The 19622-nt window shown below is 43.0% G+C and carries 12 protein-coding genes; 2 read left to right on the top strand and 10 right to left on the bottom strand.

Going from position 1 to position 19622, the window contains the following annotated elements; genetic code table 11:
• Position 1 precedes the first annotated feature (1 nt).
• Entirely contained in the window at positions 2-1174 is a 1173-nt protein-coding gene (locus AB5542_RS00860; protein WP_279037848.1) for a FecR family protein, read from the bottom strand.
• Positions 1175-1258: 84 nt separating this feature from the next.
• Entirely contained in the window at positions 1259-1825 is a 567-nt protein-coding gene (locus AB5542_RS00855; protein ID WP_087421017.1) for an RNA polymerase sigma-70 factor, read from the bottom strand.
• Positions 1826-1917: 92 nt separating this feature from the next.
• Here AB5542_RS00855 and AB5542_RS00850 point away from each other — a divergent pair, with 92 nt between their 5' ends.
• Positions 1918-3198: a M64 family metallopeptidase gene (locus AB5542_RS00850; RefSeq protein ID WP_279037845.1), complete on the top strand. Its 1281-nt coding sequence runs from the start codon at positions 1918-1920 to the stop codon at positions 3196-3198.
• 127 nt (positions 3199-3325) lie between these two features.
• Positions 3326-4519 (top strand): ATP-binding protein, encoded by a 1194-nt coding sequence (locus AB5542_RS00845; RefSeq protein WP_279037843.1) that lies wholly within the window; start codon positions 3326-3328, stop codon positions 4517-4519.
• Between the two features lie 57 nt (positions 4520-4576).
• On the opposite strand, the gene AB5542_RS00840 is transcribed toward AB5542_RS00845, so the two are convergent.
• The 8 genes from AB5542_RS00840 to AB5542_RS00805 form a co-directional block, all read right to left on the bottom strand.
• A complete protein-coding gene (locus AB5542_RS00840) occupies positions 4577-5923 on the bottom strand; it encodes a hypothetical protein (RefSeq protein ID WP_279037840.1) in 1347 nt (448 codons plus the stop codon).
• Between the two features lie 12 nt (positions 5924-5935).
• Positions 5936-7414, bottom strand: coding sequence for a RagB/SusD family nutrient uptake outer membrane protein (locus AB5542_RS00835; RefSeq protein ID WP_279037839.1), 1479 nt, complete (start codon positions 7412-7414; stop codon positions 5936-5938).
• 10 nt (positions 7415-7424) lie between these two features.
• On the bottom strand, positions 7425-10895 hold the full coding sequence (locus tag AB5542_RS00830) for a SusC/RagA family TonB-linked outer membrane protein (protein WP_279037837.1): 3471 nt from the start codon (positions 10893-10895) through the stop codon (positions 7425-7427).
• 141 nt (positions 10896-11036) lie between these two features.
• Complete coding sequence (locus AB5542_RS00825; RefSeq protein ID WP_279037835.1) at positions 11037-12155, bottom strand: FecR family protein; 1119 nt, start codon at positions 12153-12155, stop codon at positions 11037-11039.
• Between the two features lie 45 nt (positions 12156-12200).
• Positions 12201-12755 carry an RNA polymerase sigma factor gene (locus tag AB5542_RS00820; protein WP_279037833.1) on the bottom strand — a complete coding sequence of 185 codons (555 nt, stop codon included), beginning with the start codon at positions 12753-12755 and terminating at the stop codon, positions 12201-12203.
• 401 nt (positions 12756-13156) lie between these two features.
• Positions 13157-14542, bottom strand: coding sequence for a hypothetical protein (locus AB5542_RS00815; RefSeq protein ID WP_087421010.1), 1386 nt, complete (start codon positions 14540-14542; stop codon positions 13157-13159).
• Between the two features lie 20 nt (positions 14543-14562).
• On the bottom strand, positions 14563-16062 hold the full coding sequence (locus AB5542_RS00810) for a RagB/SusD family nutrient uptake outer membrane protein (RefSeq protein WP_279037832.1): 1500 nt from the start codon (positions 16060-16062) through the stop codon (positions 14563-14565).
• 10 nt (positions 16063-16072) lie between these two features.
• Positions 16073-19579, bottom strand: coding sequence for a SusC/RagA family TonB-linked outer membrane protein (locus AB5542_RS00805; RefSeq protein WP_279037831.1), 3507 nt, complete (start codon positions 19577-19579; stop codon positions 16073-16075).
• Positions 19580-19622 lie beyond the last annotated feature (43 nt).

The raw sequence follows: 19622 nt of genomic DNA, 5'->3' as shown, positions 1-19622 counted from the left end.
TTTATTCCATCACGATAATCGTCCTTCCTTTCACAGAGAATTTCACCTGAGTCACTCCTGATATAGCATCAAGAATATGGGAAACTTCCTCGTAACGTCCCAAATGCCCGGTAAAATGCAGTTGTTTCAAACTTGCCGTCTGGAAGAACACATCCACGTCATACCATAGAGACAACGTGTTCATAATCTCTTCCAAACTCTCGTTATCAAACATAAACTCATGCTCTTTCCACGCCACGTAAGGCCGCACATCCACATCCCGAATTTCCATAGTGCCTTTCTCTCTGTTATAAAGAGCCAACTGTCCCGGCATCACCGAATATTCAATGTTCGTATTCGTTTCTTGAATACCAATCTTTCCCTCGACCAAAACAGTCTCAACATTTGCAAGATTGTACGTGTTTACGTTAAAAGAAGTTCCATAAACCCGGATTTTTAATTTATCCACGTTCACGAAAAAAGGTCGTTTTGCATCTTTTGCCACTTCAAAATATCCTTCCCCGGAAAGAAACACGTCTCGCCGTTCAGTCCCGAAAGCCACGGGGTAACGCAACTCACTGCCCGAATTCAAGTAAACAACCGTCCCGTCGGACAAGGTAACCGTGTATTCTCCTCCACGAGGAACTTCCAACACGTTATATTCCGTCTTTCCCGTTGCCACCTGCTCCGGGTAAACCATTCCTAACGAGTTATTGGTAGCCGCGATACCTTCTGCCACGTCAAAACGAGTTTCTTGTTCTCTCGTGATTTCAATCACCCGATTATCAGCCAACCGAAGAATAGCCTTGCTCTTTCCGGGCTCTATACTGGCCAATTCCGTACCCTTTTGTTCGGCACCCGGTTTCGTTTCTCTTATAAAATATCCCGCTGCCACCATCATCAAGGGAATCATCACGGCTGCCACGAATTTATACCACCCTAAACGACGGGTATTATGCTTCTCTTTGATGTTTCCCTTCAAAATGACCTTCTCCCATGCAGAATCTTTATTCACATTCTCGTAAATACCAAAATCATGGGCAACATTCTTTTCATCACAAATCTCTTTAAAAAGTTTTTCATGCGAAGGCTCTTGACTAACCCACTCCTCCAACTTCACTTTTTCTTCCCCAGATAAATCCCCCACGAGATAAAGTTGGATTAATTGTATGATATATTCATCGTAATGTTTCATCATCCTTGTTATTTTACACCAAAGACGACAAGAGCAAAAAAAAGGAGTATAAAAAATCGACTTTTTTTAGAAAATATTTTCCAATCACATGAAACCCACTTTAAACAAGGCATATAGCACATATACACCACCCAATCTTTTTCGCAAATAAACAATAGCATTCCGTTTTTGAGTCTTCACGGTTAATTCGGATATTTGAAGGATTTCCGCAATTTCGCTATTCTTTTTTCCTTCCAGGTAATGTTTAAACACTTCCTGGCACCGTTTGGGTAGTTCATCCAATACCTGGTATAAACGGCGGTACACCTCATCTTTCATAACCTCCAATTCAGGCATTTCGCCCGCCTCTGATGTCCGAAGCGTGTAACGCACATACTTTCCCTCCACTTCCTTGTGTTTCAAATAATCCAACGAGGCATTCTTCACCGAGTTATACAAGAAATTCTTAAAACCATAGTAGGAACTGTAAATCGTATCCCGTTCCCACACCTGCACGAATAAGTCCTGCACGACATCCTCCGCAATCTCTTGTCTCTCTACCCACTTCATGGCATATAGCACGAGATAACGATAAAATCGGTCAAACAATATTTTAAAAGCTCCCACCTGCTTTTGATTCAACTGCTCTATTAATAACTCATCTTGAACCATTTTCCCTAAGGATTATTATACAGATTTATTCGTGTATAAAAATAGTAAAAAACTATCTTTGCACAAAGATAAACACATAATAAAACAGATTTATGAAACGAATCATAGCACTCTTGCCCTGTATCATGTTATTATTACAAGCAAATCAATCCTGGGCCCAATTCGACAAATACTTTCACAACAAAACTTTACGTATGGATTACGCCCATTGCGGGGATAGCCAGCATGACGAAATTTATTTCGAGGAGTTATTAGAGGAACCTTACTGGGGCGGTTCGAAGACCAACCTCATTGATACCATGTTCTACGGGAATTATTATCTCAACGTGTACGACGTGGCCTCCAACCAACTCATCTATTCCAGGGGATATTGCACTCTTTTCTGGGAATGGCAAACCACCGATGAAGCGAAAACAACTCAACGTTGCTGTTCAGAGACTGTAGTCATGCCTTTCCCGAAAAATGACGTACGCATTGAAATATCCGCCCGGAACAAGAAAGGTAAATTCGTAAAGAAATTTGAATACACCGTGGATGTTGATAGCTATTTTATCAAGAAGGATCGCCGGATGCAGTTCCCGACTTATGACGTGCATTACACCGGAAACCCGTCACGCCGGGTGGATATCGTCCTGCTCCCCGAAGGTTACACGGCAGATGAAATGGACAAATTTAAAGCCGATTGCAAACTTTTCGCGGAAGGCCTGTTCAGCCTTTCTCCTTACAAAGAAAATCAAGGTCTATTTAACATCCGGGCTGTCCTTGCCCCTTCACAAGAATCCGGTGTCGATATTCCCGGTGAATACATTTGGAAGAATACCATACTGAATTCTTCCTTTTACACTTTCGATTCCGAACGTTACATCATGACCTACGATAATAAAAGTTTACGGGATTTATCCGCTAACGTCCCCTACGACTTCATCTACATTATTGCCAACACGCAAAAATATGGTGGTGGAGCCATCTATAACCATTACGGTATCAGCATTTCCGGTAACCTCCATGCAGCCAAGGTTTATGTTCACGAGTTCGGCCACCTGTTTCTCGGCCTTGGAGACGAATACGTGGAAGTCGGCAGCAGTTACAACGATATGTACCCGACCAACGTGGAACCTTGGGAGGCTAATCTTACCACACTGACAAACTTTAATAAGAAATGGAAAGATATGCTTGATAAAGATACCCCCGTTCCCACTACCTACGATCCCCAAAATCCCAAGAAACTCGGGGCCTATGAAGGAGGTGGTTACGTGTCCAAGGGTGTTTACCGTCCTCGTTATGACTGTTTGATGAACACCCTATCCGGTGATGACTTCTGCCCCGTTTGTATCCGGGCTATCAAGAAACAAATCGATTTTTATACCCGATAAATAAGAAAAACGTACCTTCAACGGTACGTTTTTCAGTATAAATTGTACCACGAAAGGTACGATTTTCTCATAAAAGTGTACCTTAGAAGGTACACTTTTTGTATATTTGCATAAAAATAAAATGAAGATGGAAACACTTATCCGAAATTATATCAGGCTTATCGACTCAACTCCTGTCAACTTCCAACGTTATCTTTACAACACGATTGACTGGCAGGACCGCCTTATCGGGATAACTGGAGCACGAGGAACAGGGAAAACCACCCTCTTGCTACAATATATCAAAAATAATTTCACGGACAGGACTCGGGCAATATATGTCAGTCTTGATAATATCTGGTTCGCCAAAAATTCATTAACGGATCTCGTAGAATATTTTTATACTCACGGGGGTACTCATCTATTTCTCGATGAAGTCCATCGCTATCCCAACTGGTCTATTGAAATCAAAAACATATACGACAGTTATCCAGAAATACATATTATATTCACGGGATCATCAATTCTTGAAATATATAAATCCAATGCAGACCTTTCACGCCGGGCAATACATTACCATTTACAAGGATTATCACTTCGAGAATACCTGAAGTTTGAACATGATATAGACCTTCCTCCCCTATCCTTATCAGATATATTAAACAATCATCTGAATATTGCCTCTGAAATAACGTCTAAAATCAAAATATTACCCTTGTTCGAGGAATATTTAAAACAAGGATACTATCCATTTTATAAAGAAAATAGCAAGAATTATCTACTGCGGCTACAAAACATGATCAATACCATCCTTGATTATGACTTGCCCGCCGTTGAAAACATCGAATATACCACGCTATTGAAAATAAAAAAGATATTGATGATCATCTCGTCCCTGGTCCCTTTTACACCAAACATGACGTCACTAAGCGCAGAAATAGAGACAAACAGGACTTCAAGCATCAAATATCTCAGTTTCCTAGAAAAAGCCAAACTGATCAAAATGCTCCCGTCCTCGAAGAAAGGAATGAATTCATTAAATAAACCAGAGAAGATCTACCTAGATAACACGAATTTATTGTATGCTCTCACGACCTCCAATATAAACGACGGGAACAAGCGAGAAACCTTTTTCGCCAATCAAGTTGCCATGAACCATACCTTAACAATTCCCCCAAAAGGAGACTTCTTGGTTGATAACATTTACACTTTCGAAATCGGGGAAAAAAACAAGAATTACGACCAAATCAAGGATATACCCGATAGTTACGTCGTTTTCGATAACGCTGAAACAGGATTCGGAAATAAAATCCCGCTATGGTTATTCGGGATGATGTATTAAACAAAATTGTCCCACGATCTAAAATCATCGTGGGACATCATCACACACTATTAATAATTATTCTTCCCCAGTGAAAGCCCAAGTAGACTTATACGCCCAACGGGAAGGACAAGCTTTTATGACAGAACGTATTCTTTTTACCTGATCCACTGAAAGTGAATTTTTCCGACTATATCGATCCATCACGTTAAACGAAGTAAAATACTCGATAGGATCTACATCAAGGTCATAAGAACATTCACTAAGATCATTATTCTTGTAAATCAATTGATTCCATTTAGAATAAAAATAAGTATCAGGACAATAATCCGTATCCCCGGTTTCAATTACTTGCCAATAAATATCGCTATTGTCATAATAATCCGTCCTTCTCAACCCGAAATAGGCTGCCAAAGCAGTCCCAAGTTCGAAAGAGTTACTCCCCATAGCATTGGGATTTAAGAACTCATGATAATTCACCATAAAACCGGCATCTCTAAAATTTACCATATCCCAAACGGTATAATTATCAACCACTTCAATATTAAAACCCGGAATATCCTCGTTTCCACTTAGCATAAAACTCGGATCCAGCGCATAATAAGTTTCCGATCCGCTATCAGAAATGCTATTCGAAAATTTAGCAATCCATATATTCAAGTACTGCCTCGGATCCCAGATTAAACGACTTTCAATATATTCAACATAAGAATCCTTACTACTCAAAGCGGAACTCATCTGTACCTCATGCTTTCCTTTTTCCACTAGCGGCATACCATCTTCATCATATTCCGCCAATCGAAATGAGATCTTCGCGTTTCCACCATTAGGATCCGTGGTCACTTTCCGGTTAAAAATATCATTTATTCGATCCAATTTTTCCTGCAAGAACTCGGAACTAATGGAATAAGTCGGCCCACTGGATGGAGGCGGTATCAGCACGTGAAATATTACCGGATACACGATTTCGTCATAATTTTCGTCCGGCAATTCCCGAATCGTTATTTCGTAATCATCACTTCTGACATCGCCCGCCTGCGCATAAAAACGAATTTCACGCACACCGGGTTCCGTTGTTGAAAAGATATTATCCTTGAGTTCTGTCCCATTCTCATCATACACTTTAATATAGTCTTTTGGGAGTAAATCGCTAGGAATTTCATAAAGTACTTTCACACTCTCTTCATTATAATACATCGTGTCCGCTTTTTGCACATCCGTGTATTTCGTGAGTTCTTTCTCGCCAAAAGCTAACACATGAAATTCCATCTTGGCAACACCATTCGGCAATAACGTCTTGTGATCCGCCCGCAAAATCAAAGCTTTAATATCTGCCCCCGTCACGGAGAAATCCTTCACCGTAACATCTTCCGGCGAACATGATGCCAGAAGTAATATTCCCATTATTAAATTAATATATTTCATAATTTGCAAGTTTTATTCCACTAAATGCCAACCCGGATTTTGTTCAATGTTATTATTATACAATAATTCAGCGTCATTAGGAATCGGTAGAGTATAACGGTAGTCATCCGATTCCAAGGTAAATGTATGAACACTTTTATCGTCAAGATCTAATCCCTTGCGTTCTATTTTCAATCCCAGACGTTTCATATCCAAGAATCGGTAATCACCTTCGTAACAGAACTCTTTTCGCCGTTCATTCAGTATCTCTTGCAAGACATCACCTGTAAAATCCCCGTATCCCGGCACCCGGAAACGCTTAAATTTCTCCAACACCTCTTTCGCCAAATCCATCTGTCCCATGCGTGCCTTCGCCTCCGCATTAATCAAATACATCTCGGCAACCCGGAATAAAATTTGCACCGAATTGTAATTCCTCCGGTAAGTATTCCACTTTTGAACATACCACTTATCATTACCATCCATTTCCTGAAAACCAAGATAAGCATCCAAGCGAATATCACCTTCATCATACAAATCTACCAAATCCAATTCCGGTAATTGACGCTCATCCTCGGCTCCCCAAGGGGCAAAATAGATTCCGGTCTTAGCTCCATTATAAACCAACAATAACTGGGTATAAAGATTATCTTTTGTTATACCCATCGGGTAATCATCCGGGATCGACATGTCAAGCAATTCATCCCTGGTAGTAGCAAGCTTACGTTTCGACATGACCAGATTAGAATATTTCTCGGCATTACTCCAATCCGAATCTTCAGCAGCAGCAGATTCAGCCTTATAACAATATATCTCCGCCAACAGAGAATAGATAATGTCTTGACTATACATCACATTCCATTTCGTGGGCAACACATCGAATTGCTCTACCTCGTGCAATTCATCCAGAATAAATTTATACACATCTGTTTGTTTCCAGCGCCCGGAACCGATCACGTTGTCTGAATCCAGATTTAACGGAATACCCAAATTATTATCTTTATAAGGAGAGAAATACTGGGTCAACTTAAAAATATAATATGCCCTGAATATTTTAGCTTCTGCAGTGATTCGCGTATATTCATCAAGATTCTCGTTTTTATCCGGTACATTTCCCAGATTATGAAATATTTCATTCATATAACCGATGGACAGATACAAACGTTTCCACAACCGATTGGCTAAAGTCAGTCCCTTCCAGTCTATATTTTCTCGGTATAAATCATCATAATACTGCCCGATTTGATAATATCTCCATTCGAGCATATTCACATCATTTCCGTACATCGCAAAAGAAGTGGCAATATCGGAATCAAAAGGGAACGTGATTGCTTCCCCGTTAAAATAAACAGATTGATAATTAGAAGCCATCGCAAAAAAGTACGAAGACATGGTTTGCTTTACATCTTCCAACGTGTAAACCACTACCTTATTTTTAGGGGTCAAATTCAAGAAATCCTTACACGAGGAACATATTCCCACGATACAAAGAAAAAACAATATTTTTTTCATAGACTCAATTTTAAATACCTAAACTTAACGTCAACATATACCTTCTGGCACTCGGGTATCCGAATGCGCCCATCGTTTCCGGGTCAATCCCGCTATATTTGGTGATCGTAAACACGTTATGCACGTTAAAACTCAAACGGGCACGTGTCAGGTAAGCTTTCCGGCACAACTCCGGGGCGACATTATATCCCAAAGAAATATAATTGCAACGCAAGAAACTTCCATCTTCTATATAGGAATCCATAGATGCGGTCTCGAATGCCCGGTAGTCTAAAGTCAACTCGGGCACAGTCGTTATATCTCCCGGTTTTCTCCAACGGTTTAATTCATCCTTAAACACGTTTTTATTGGCATCGTAAACACTTCTTTCACCATAATTACGGAACGAACCGATCTTGTGCCCGGTCATAAAGGAGAAAGAAGCTTGCAAGCTTAAACGCTTATAGGTAAAATCCGTGTTAAAACCTCCGGAAATAGGGGGATACGCTTCACCCAGGTAGGATTTGGCTTCATCGGGTAACATCTGGTCTGCATCAATAACATAGCGTCCATCATCTTGAATATGTCCCATTTGCTGCCCGTATTCATCCACGGCGTTCACGTAAATCAACGAATGCCCGGTCAGAGGATCAACCCCGGCATACTTATAACCGTAATACGCGTTAACCGGATACCCTTCCACGAATTGCTTATAGCCAACAGTCAGTTCACTGGGTAAATCCATTATCGATTTATAAAATGTCTCTTCCACCTTATTATCATTAAACGCGATATTAAAGCCTGTTGTCCAACGAAAATCGCCAAAAACAACATTCACCGTGTTTATAGAAATCTCCCACCCTGAATTTCGCAAAGAAGCGACGTTAGCAACCACGTCTCCCCGTCCGACGGAGTAAGGTACACGTTTCGTGTCCAGTAAGTCCCGCGTAACATTGTTATAGTAGTTCACTGTTCCGTTAATCCGATTCCGAAAGAGCGAAAAATCAAGTCCCACACTACGATCTTGCTTCTTTTGCCACTTGATAGAAGGATTACCCGGTTTAACAGACGAAGGAACCAGCTCATTCTGGTAACGGTAAGACGTGTAGCCATAAGTCAATAGCGTGAACGGATAAGCATTTCGGTCGATACTTCCCGTGTAACCGTAAGAACCACGAAGAGCCAAAACATCGATAAAGCCCAGTGACCTTATAAAATTCTCTTCTTGCAAATTCCATTTAAAACTGGCATTCCACAACGGAGAGAAACGATTAGCAGTCCCGATAAGATCTGCTCCATCCCATCTCATACTGCCAGCAACAACATATCGGTCTTTGTATGTGTAAGTACCCGATATAAAAAATGAAGCACTTCGATCCTGTCCTTCTCCAGTGGATCCCAATTTGCTCAAGCCCAAAAGATTTGCAGATACATTTACCACATCCGGATAACCGATAATCGATTTACTCGGGTCATATTCCGGGGAATAATTCGTAAAACTATTACTTTTTGAAGAGGATGCTTCTTGCCCGAAAACTAAACTAACATAATGCGTATCATTAAACAAGCGGGCATATTCAAGTTGGTTCCGGACTGTCCAACTTTGACTGCGGGCAGTTGCCTCGGTCAATGATCCCCGGTTCAAATAATCCGGCACTTCCGATTCGGCATACACCGTTTTTAGCCATGAATCATATTTTGAAGAATACGACCCCGGAGCTAACATGGATTTCGTATGAGAAGATGTATTGGATAAAGTTACCAAAAAAGAATACATAAAGCCCTTAAACAACTGTAATTCCACCTTTGTACTCATTGAATTGCTCACGTAACGCGTTTTGGAAGTATTCTCTTCCATATCTTTCAATATATTGAAATCAAACTCGTACCCGTCCTTCACCATACTCATATCCGGCATCCAAGAACGATCGTACTCGTAATTACCCTCATCATCATAAGGACGTTCATATGTATTCGCGAATGTGGCATACCGTAACGGATTGATAAATGATGAAGAACTCTGGTCATTTCGCACACTAGAACTCAAGTCAACATATATTCTCAACCATTTATTGAAATCATGAGTTAAATTCAATGATGCACCCAGCGCATTGTATTTATTATTCGGCATCACGCCTTCCGAGCTTTGGTAATTAAAAGAAGCGTAAAACTGCGTCTGTTCCGTTCCTCCCGACAAAGAAACATGATGATTGTGATTACACACCACGCTAAAAAGTTCGTCATACCAGTTCGTATTAATTTTACTCAACTCCTCGATTCCTGCCTCGGCCTCCTTACGAGTTATTTTCCCGGCATCTGCATCGCGCAAGAAACGAGAAACTCGTCCCATCGAGGCTATTTGTGGGAAATCCTCGTATATACCTCTTTCGTATGCAATTTTCTCTTGCGTGTTCATCATCTCCAAATTACACTTCGGGGCCTCTTCCACGGAAATAGTGGACTGAATATTAAGATAACTTTTCCCCACACGACCGCGTTTCGTCTTGATCACGATAACCCCGTTCGCAGCACGGGCACCGTATATAGCGGAGGCGGCGGCATCTTTCAAGATCGTGATACTCTCGATGTCATCCGGGGCAATATTCCCCACCCCACTCGTTAAAATCGTGTTCTGTAAATCCGTGGCTCCCACGCTTACAGACGGTAGATCCCCCTGCATAGGCATCCCGTCGACAATCCATATCGGGTCTGAATTACCCGTCAAAGAATTGATTCCCCGGATACGAATCTGGGCTTGTGCGCCCGGTCGGCCGGAAATACTCATCGTGGTCACTCCTGCCAACGTTCCTTTCAATACTTCCTCCAGGGAAGTATATCCTTTATTCGCGATTTGCGCGGCAGTCACGACATCCACCGCTCCGGTCATTCTTGTCTTCTTGATCTCCTGGTACCCTGTCACCACGACCTCATCCATCTCGTTCACATTCTCTTCAAGGACAACAACAATCGGTTTCACTTGCTTTTTATACTCGACCTCTTTCATCTTCATCCCGATAAAGGTGAACAACAAAACGATCTCTTCTTGTTCCGGCACGACTAATGTAAATTCTCCCTTCACGTCTGTCGCAACACCAATCGTGGTCCCTTTCAGTAAAACGGAAACACCCGGCAACAATTCCCCCTTTTTATCCTTCACCACGCCCTTAATCGTAACTTTCTTCACCTCATCCGGTGCGTTCACCTTTCTTTCTGAAATAAGAACATAGTTATCTTTAACCTGATACTCGTACTTTTTGCCCAACACCTGTGCCAGAATCTCATCCAAAGTCCCGCTAGTAGAAGTCAACATCACGTTCTGTTTCACATCCAAAATTGCCGTGTTGTAAAAAAACTCATAGTTACTCTGTTTCTTAATTTGCTTGAAGATCGACTCAATAGTCCCGCTCTTCACGCTGAACATCTCCTGCGCACCTTGGGAATAAACATCTTTCGCCCAAACGCTGGAGGCTGAAATCAATAATAGAAAAAATAGATTTCGCATGTACCTTAAAAATTTTACCGATCCATTTTTTTTCATACATTTGTAATTAAAGTTAATGACTCACTCACGAACATCGTCTGGTAAACTTTTTCGTGAATGTTGTTATCCATAGATACAGGGAAGGTGAGATTTCCCTGTATTTTATTTTCGGGTAATTAATATATTCTTTCCGTCGACTTGAAATTTCACTTCCGTGATCATCCCGATCAGTTCCAGTAGATAACTGGCAGGACGATCCTTCTCTGCAACCCCGGTGAAACGTAAATCCCGCAAAGCGTCGTCAGAATAAGACACCGTACAATCATACCAACGATTCAACGTGACCATAATGTCCTCCAAACGCATATCCTCAAACCGGAACTTTCCCTGCATCCAGGAGACATAAAGTTCCGGGTCTACCTCAGCCATCTTCACTTGATGATTCTCTCGATTATACTCGAATCGCATCCCCGGGGTAATATCGAAATCCTGTTGTAACTGGTGATTACGCACGGCGACTTTCCCGCTAACCAACGTCACCGAAACATCTTGATCCGTCGTGTAACCGGAAAGATTAAAAGAAGTTCCCAATACACGCACGTCAATATCTGCCATTTTCACGATGAAAGGTTTATCCGATTTCGTCACGTCAAAATAAGCCTCGCCCGTTAACTTCACCTCTCGCACGTCCCCGGTGAAAGGCACCGGGTAAGTCAAGGCAGAACAGGAATTCAAGTGCACACTTGACCCGTCAGACAAGAGTACTCGAAACTCTCCCCCGGCCGGAACTGTAATCGTGTTATATAAAGGTTCCGATTTAGTGGTAGCCAACGTGTAGTCCAGCACCCGGGAAGAATCATTTTTTATGACCACGCCTTCTTGTTCCTGAATAATGGCCGTACTATTTAAAGGCACTTCCCGGCCATCACTCAATTGCAAAACTGCAACACCTTGTGCTGGTAGAATATCCTGCCGAGTCAGCTCCTGCCGTTCCGATTCTCCCGATCCTCGGAAATAAATCACGCTACTTCCCACCATCGCTAAAATAATAATAGCCACGGCATAACGATAGAACACAACCACTCGCCGATTCCAAGGCACATGTATCTTGCGTTTGATTGAAAACCATAATTGTTCTAGTTTACCTTCAGGAACTTCCGGTAAATTCTCGACCTCATCATCAAATTGCTCGTACCACCGAGCAATTCGCTCTTCCTCTTCCGGGGTACATCGATGTTCCCGGTACTTCTTTAAAAGATCGTATATTTCATTTATCCCCATATTCGCCGTATTTACCTTAAAGACAATTTCGGGGAACAAAAGGTACTATATGAAAAATAAAAAATTTTTACGTCTCACCTCGTATCGGAGCCTACGTGTAATATCACCTAGTTGATTCTTAACGGTTTGTTCGGATACGGCCAACTTTTCGGCAATTTCTTTTATCGATAAATTTTGTTCCTGCCGGAGCATGTACACGCATTGCAAACGAGGAGGAAACCCATCCACGATTCGCCGGATATTTTCATCCAAATCCTTGGCCACGATCTTCACCCACGTGTAATTATCCTCTTCATTCGGGGCACATATATCCTGGTATTTATCACGAATCTGTTCTTGTTTTATTGAATTCAATATATGATTTCTCAACCAAATCAAGAGATACCCTTTCACGGAAGACGAGACCTGAAAAGAATCTCTTTTTTCCCACACTTGGATAAAAAAGTCTTGGAAAATATCATCCGCATCAAAGGAACTGTTCACACGTGCAAGGATATTCCGATACACAATATCAGCATACCGGGAATACAACTCTTGAAAGGCAGAGACACTCCCGTTCTTTATATCACGTACAATTTCAATGTCCGATTTTTCCGACACGATCCAAGCTTTAAAGATAAATATTCGAACGTTTAATAATATTTCAAAATTATCCAATTTTGCAATATATTCAAAAAATATAGATACTTTTTTCTATTAACAATCAAGGATTTCACTAATGAGGCTAAAAAAGGAAATCAGTCTTTCCGAAATATCATTAAACGTTCGTTTAATGATTCTTTCAAAAGGAGCATTTAATCTCATACTCCATACAAGAATAACCTGTCACAAGCCGATGTAGTTTATATGTATTATTTCCAACTTATTATTGAATATCAACTCGATAACTTCCGTGTAAATTTTTCATTCCTCGACACGTCAACATTCCCCCAAAAACAGAACCTTCGACAGGACACCCCAATGTCCTGCCAAAGGTTTTAATTTACCACACTACACGAAAATCAATTTTCTCCCGTGAAAGCCCAATTTGATTTATAAGCCCACCGGGAAGGACATTGTTTCAAAACCATTCTCACCCTTTTCACCTGATCGATAGAAAGGGAATTTTTGTAACTATACATATCCAGCACGTTGAAAGACGTGAAATATTCCATCGGACGGGTCGGATCATTCTCCGGCTGACCATCCAAATTGTTTCCCTTGAACACGGTTGGATAATAACCGTAGTCAAAACTATACGTGTCCGGGCAATAATCACTATCGCCATCCGCGTTCAAATAGCTATACTTGTCGCATCTCGTCTGGAGAACACCCAAATACTCCGCAATCGGGGTTGCCAAGCTAAACTCGTTTTTCCCCTGCACCGTCGTCGGGGACAACAGAGCGTTCAAGTTCAACATAAACCCGACTTCCAAACAATTTGTAACATCACTAAGATTAAAAGCATCCTTATGTTTCATCGTTATCCCCGGGATGGATGTCAGTTCATAATCGGAGTGCATCACCGTGGGTGCCAGCATTCGGTAAGACGTCGTGGTTCCCGTGTTGGAAGTCGACGTCGTGAACTTTGCAATCCAGATATTCATGTATTTATTCGGATCCCAGATAATACGCTTTGAATTCGCCAAAATATACGCCAAATACTGGGTCGTCTTCGTGGAAGACGTTCCCATAGCCGTGAAATCCGCCGCAGTTATGTTTTCCACGTTCTTTCCGGGTTCCTGCATCTTCAATCCATTCTGGTCATACGTGGCCAGTTTAAACACGACCTTCGCATTTCCCGCATTAGGATCTGTCGTAATTTTCCGGTTGAAAGCATCCGACACCCGTTGCAACTGCCGTTCCAGCAACTCCACGCTGACATCGTAAGATGGTGCCGCCGTGGCCGGTGGCACAAGTAGGTGAAACACCACGGGAATCACCACTTCTTCATAGTTTTCATCCGGCAACTCCCGGATCGTGATACTCAATCGCTCGCTTTCCAAATTTCCTCCTTTCGCGTAAAATTGCTTTACCGTCCCGGGAGCATCCGTCGTGGTCGTGTAATAACTTCCCTCCAACACGTTCCCGTTTTGATCATACACCTTGATATAATCCGCCGGCAACTGATCCTTGGGAATCAAAAACTCTTCCTCGATCTCTTTCCCGTAAAACTCTTTTGTCTCCTCGTCCCGCCCGTATGACATCACGGTTCTTTTACCATACACGAAAGTATGAAATCCCATCTGGCTCACCCCGTTAGGCACCAACATCTTGTGATCTGCACGTAACTCGATTCTTGAAATCTCATCCGGTAAAATATTCAAATCAAAAATCACGCTCTTTTCTTTTTCACACGAACTAAAAAACAGCATCGTGATAAAAAAAATGATTATATATCTCATCATATTCTATTCATTTACATTTATTACTTCCAACCTGGGTTCTGGGGAACATTATTATACATCAACTCGTAATCGGCAGGTAACGGGAACGCATACCTGTAATCATCGCTATCCAACGTGTACGTCACCACTTCATTCGTCGCCTCGTCCTTCACCCGGCGAGTGAGCGTAACCCCGGTCCGTTTCATATCCAGCCAGTTCATCATTTCCTCGTAAGCAAATTCCTTACGACGCTCCACCAGGATCTCCCCGATCACGTCATTCCCGGAATACCCCGTGTACCCGGGAATCTTGCTACGTTTAAATTCATTCAGCAATTCCAAAGCCCCGTCCTTCTCTTGACGGGCTAACGCTTCCGCCTCGATAAGCAACAAATCAGAAAAACGGAACAACACATGCACGTCATTCGCGTTATGATTGTTCGTGTATTGCCACCGAGTCACGTATATCTTCCCATCAATCTCTTGGAAATAAACTTCCCGACGAATATCGTGTTCATCATAAAGACCGTACAACTCTTCCGAAGGTTGTTGCACCAATAGTTGCGAAGGTCTTCCCCAGGGCGCGTAATCATTCATGGCGGAGGCATACAAAGAAAAACGTAACAAGGCAAACTTGTGAGGTTTCGTGGTTCCCCTTGCCAGAGGGACAGTTGTCAGTTCAAACTGTTCGTCTACCGTATTTTCCACTCGTTCCCCATTGCGGGCCGCCTTCGCGTAAAACTCAGCCTTACTCCAATCATCCGCCTCGGCCGCACAAGACCCAGCCTTGTACTGGTAGGTCTGGGCCAGAATCCCGTACATCACTCGCTTATTAAAGAATAAGTTCCAAGCCTCCTCCGGTACAGTCTCATACTCCAATACCTCCATAATCTCCCCAATCAATTTCGCATACAAATCCGTTTGTTTCCACCTCTTTCCTCCCTGCACCACGTCTGCATCGAAATTAAACGGGATACCATACTCGTTCTTATCGTAGGGAGCAAAAAATTGATTCAGCCGGAGCAGGTAGTAAGCCCTCATCACCCGTGCCTCTCCCGATATTCTCTCTGCATCCGTTTTATTATAATCGGGTACGTTTTCCAGATCCTTCAATACCATATTAATATAGCCGACAGAAATGAAAACATTCTTCCACAATAGCGCCGGAAAAGTATATCCTTCCCAATTCTTCCCCTCCGTGTACTCTTTTATAAACCCACGTCCTCCCCGGGCCGGGTTAGCAAAATCATCAAACAGGAAATTCACCATATCCAAGTCATTCGTGTACAAGATGGATGCCACGTTACAATACCTCGTGAAAGGAAACTGCACGTACTCGTCATTAAACCTCACACTATTACTTATGGTCCCCCCGCTATGATAACTAGAGGAAGTAGTTGCGAATAACAAGGTCGACATCGCATCGCGGACATCGCTGATCGTATAAACCACTTTTGTATTCTTGGGAGGCATGTTCAAAAAATCGGAACACGCCCCGAATAAAAACACCATGCTAAAAAATAACCATATATTTCTTTTCATAATTCTTACATTAAATTCCGATTGATAACGTGAAACTATATGTCCGAGCGCTTGGATAAGTGAAAGCACCCTTTGTTTCCGGGTCTATTCCTCTGAACTTTGTCAACGTGAAAACATTCGCCATATTCAGGTTCAGACGGGCTCTCGTGATGTACAACTTGGCACACAAAGCCGGGTCCAGATTATATCCCAATGAAATATTATTACATTTCAGATAGTCCCCCTTCTCAAAACGGAAATCAAACAATTGGTACAAGTACTCGGTCCGGCTAGTACCATACTTGGGAACATCGGTCATGTCACCCGGTTTCCGCCAGCGATTCGCCTCGATCTTCAACAAGTTTCTCGCAGAGGCACTGGTTGTTCCTCCCGACACGTAGTACTGGAACGAACGAGCCAAATGTCCCGTCATATAAGTAAATTGTGCGAAAAGGCTAAACCGCTTGTAATTAAACTGCGTGGTGAAACCTCCCGTGATAGGCGGGTCACTCCGTCCCAAGTAACCGCGGGACGAATTAGCCAACTGAGTGGTCAAGTCATTATCCATGTTATAGACATACTTACCTTCCGGGGTCAAAGTCCCCAAACGATTCCCATCATCATCAAACCCGTCCACGTAAGCCAGCGAGTTTCCCGTGTAGGGATCGACTCCCGCGTACTTGTAACCATAGAATGCTTTCACGGGGCGTCCTTGGATATACAAATTATATATGCTCTCGAAAGTCGAGTTCGTACTAGCAGAGACTTCACTTAAATCCTGGTAATAAGTTTCGGTCACCTTATCTTTATTCTTCGTGAAATTCACCGAGGTCACCCAACTGAAATCAGTCGTGCGCACGTTCAGAGTTCGCAGACTGATCTCCCATCCCCGGTTATTCACGGAAGCCACATTTGCAGCCACAGAAAGGCGTCCCGTCGAGGCAGCAATCTTTTTATCATCCAGTAAATTTCGGGTATCATTATCGTAGTAGTTCACGACCAAGTTGATCCGGTTATTCAATAGAGAGGCGTCAAAACCAATGTTCCTATTCTCCTGCCGTTGCCACTTGATTGAAGGGTTGGAAGGATCATAACGGTCCATAATCTTCTCCCCGTTATACGAATAATTGCTCACTTTACGTAAAACAGAGAAAGGCAAGGCATTCCGGTCAATACTCCCGACAAAACCGTAGGACACCCGGAAAGCCAACTGATTGATAAAACCGAACCGGGTCATGAAAGACTCATTATGCACGTTCCATTTACCACTCACGTTCCAAAGAGGTGAAAAACGATTATCCGTACCGATAATGTCCACCCCGTCCAGACGGGCACTTCCCTGTATCACGTAGCGGTCCTTGTAACTATAAGATCCAGTCATAAAGAACGATGCACTCCGGTCTTGGGTTTCGGAATGGGATCCCAGTTTTGCCAATAAATCGGTAAAAGAAGATTTCAACGTAACTCCGGTCAAATCCGGGTAACTCGCCACACCGTACACGTCACTCCACTCCGGAATCATGCTGGTAAAACCGTATCCTTTCGAAGAGGAAACCTCTTGTCCCAGGTAAGCATTCACGTAATGATCGCCACCGGAGAATCCCCGGGCAAATTCCAACTGGTTCCGGATGGTCCACTGCTGGGAACGGGAAGTAGACTCCTGAACCATCCCGTTGTTCATCTCGTCCGTAATCTCTCCCTCCGTGTATATACCTGCCAACCAAGAGGCCCGTTTCGAGGCATAAGAACCGGGAACCAATTCCTTCATCGAATGATTATTCGAGTTCGAGAATGTCCCCATAGAAGAAAGCATCAGCCCTTCCATAATCTTGAATTCAAGTTTCAAACTCACTTGATTACTCACGTATCTTGATTTCGTCGTGTTATCGTTCAGATCCTTCAGGATATTAAAATCATACCTGTACCCGTCCCGAATGGAACTAAGCTCGGAAAACGAACTGCGGTCATAATCATAATTCCCTTCCTCGTCATACAAACGCTCGTAAGTATTCGCATAAGTCGCATAATCCAGCGGATTCACCGGAGAGGCAGAACTACGATCGTTACGCAAACTGCTACGCACATCAAAATGTACTCGCAGGAATTTATTGAAATCATGGGTCAACTTCATGGATGCCCCCATGCTCTCGTATTTATTATTGGGCATCACCCCCTCCTGCGACAAATAAGAAAGACTGCCATAATACTGGGTCGTTTCGTTACCTCCCGAAAGGGATATGCTATAATTCTGGGTATGTGCCACCCTGAAAATTTTGTCAAACCAATTTGTATTGATTTTACTCAATCTCTCGATTTCTGTTTCAGCCTCGACCTTCGTCAACAACCCGTTATCCACCTTTTTCAACAGCTGGTACACCCGTCCCCCAACGTTCAACCCCGGAAAATCCTCGTATATACCTCTTTCAAAAGCAATCTTTTCCTTGGTATTCATCATCTTCAACCGGTTATCCGGAGCCTCACTCAACCCGTAGGACACTTGAACATTAATGTATGAACGTCCAACCGTTCCCCGTTTCGTGGTTACCACGATCACACCGTTTGCCGCACGGGAACCATAAATCGCCGTGGCCGCCGCATCCTTCAGTACCGTGATACTTTCAATATCATCCGGGGGAATGTTACCGATACCGCTCGTCAGCACCGTCTCTTCAAACTCCGTTCCTCCCATACTCACCTCCGGCACGTTTCCCGTAAGCGGCATCCCGTCCACGATCCAGATCGGATTCGTGTCCCCGGTCAAGGAATTGATACCCCGAATCCGGATTCGAGCCTGGGCTCCCGGCCTTCCCGACAAGTTCATGACGGCCACTCCGGCCATCTGTCCCTTCAACACGTCCTCCACGCTGGTATACCCTTTATTCGCAATATCCTTTGAAGTCACGACTTCCACGGAACCTGTCATCCGTTCCTTCTTAATCTCCTGGTACCCGGTCACGATCACTTCCTCGACTTCCGTAGCGCTCTCTTCCAGCACGACGACGATCGGTTTCTCCTGCGCCCGGTAAACCACGTCTTTCGTCTTCATCCCGATAAACGTGAATCGTAACACGATCGTGTCCTGCGCGGGAATCGTCAACATGAATTCTCCTTTCACATCTGTCGCCACGCCCACCGTCGTCCCTTTCAACAGCACGGATACGCCCGGTAAAGATTCCCCCTTTCTATCTTTCACAAGACCTTTTATAACGATTTTCTTCACCTCATCCGGCAAAACATGTTTCTTTCCCGAAATCAGGATATAATTATCCCGGATCGAATAACTGTATTTATTCCCCAGCACCTGTCTCAAAATATCCTCCAACGTCCCGTTCGGAGTGGCCAACGATACGTTTTCCTTTACATCCAGCACCGCCGTGTTGTAAAAAAACTCGTAACCACTCTGTTTTTTGATCTGTCTGAAAATAGACTCGATCGTCCCGCTCTTCACGCTAAAAATCTCTTGAGATTTTTGGGAATAACCATCTCTTGCCCAAATGCTAGAGGCGGAAATCAATAATAGCAAAAAAAGATTTCGCATGTACCTTAAAATTTTACACATCCATTTTTTTTTCATACCTTTG

This window comes from Butyricimonas sp. RTP31003st1_G1_RTP31003_210430, from assembly GCF_040920905.1.
Taxonomy (GTDB): domain Bacteria; phylum Bacteroidota; class Bacteroidia; order Bacteroidales; family Marinifilaceae; genus Butyricimonas; species Butyricimonas paravirosa.
The sequence above is the reverse complement of the archived record's forward strand: the minus strand, read 5'-3'. Positions and strand labels throughout refer to the sequence as shown.

What these genes read in the sequence shown, in the direction of transcription:
- AB5542_RS00860 (WP_279037848.1), bottom strand. Translation starts at nt 1,174, where the DNA reads ATGAAACATTACGATGAATATATCATACAATTAATCCAACTTTATCTC.
- AB5542_RS00855 (WP_087421017.1), bottom strand. Translation starts at nt 1,825, where the DNA reads ATGGTTCAAGATGAGTTATTAATAGAGCAGTTGAATCAAAAGCAGGTG.
- AB5542_RS00850 (WP_279037845.1), top strand. Translation starts at nt 1,918, where the DNA reads ATGAAACGAATCATAGCACTCTTGCCCTGTATCATGTTATTATTACAA.
- AB5542_RS00845 (WP_279037843.1), top strand. Translation starts at nt 3,326, where the DNA reads ATGGAAACACTTATCCGAAATTATATCAGGCTTATCGACTCAACTCCT.
- AB5542_RS00840 (WP_279037840.1), bottom strand. Translation starts at nt 5,923, where the DNA reads ATGAAATATATTAATTTAATAATGGGAATATTACTTCTGGCATCATGT.
- AB5542_RS00835 (WP_279037839.1), bottom strand. Translation starts at nt 7,414, where the DNA reads ATGAAAAAAATATTGTTTTTTCTTTGTATCGTGGGAATATGTTCCTCG.
- AB5542_RS00830 (WP_279037837.1), bottom strand. Translation starts at nt 10,895, where the DNA reads ATGCGAAATCTATTTTTTCTATTATTGATTTCAGCCTCCAGCGTTTGG.
- AB5542_RS00825 (WP_279037835.1), bottom strand. Translation starts at nt 12,155, where the DNA reads ATGGGGATAAATGAAATATACGATCTTTTAAAGAAGTACCGGGAACAT.
- AB5542_RS00815 (WP_087421010.1), bottom strand. Translation starts at nt 14,542, where the DNA reads ATGATGAGATATATAATCATTTTTTTTATCACGATGCTGTTTTTTAGT.
- AB5542_RS00810 (WP_279037832.1), bottom strand. Translation starts at nt 16,062, where the DNA reads ATGAAAAGAAATATATGGTTATTTTTTAGCATGGTGTTTTTATTCGGG.
- AB5542_RS00805 (WP_279037831.1), bottom strand. Translation starts at nt 19,579, where the DNA reads ATGCGAAATCTTTTTTTGCTATTATTGATTTCCGCCTCTAGCATTTGG.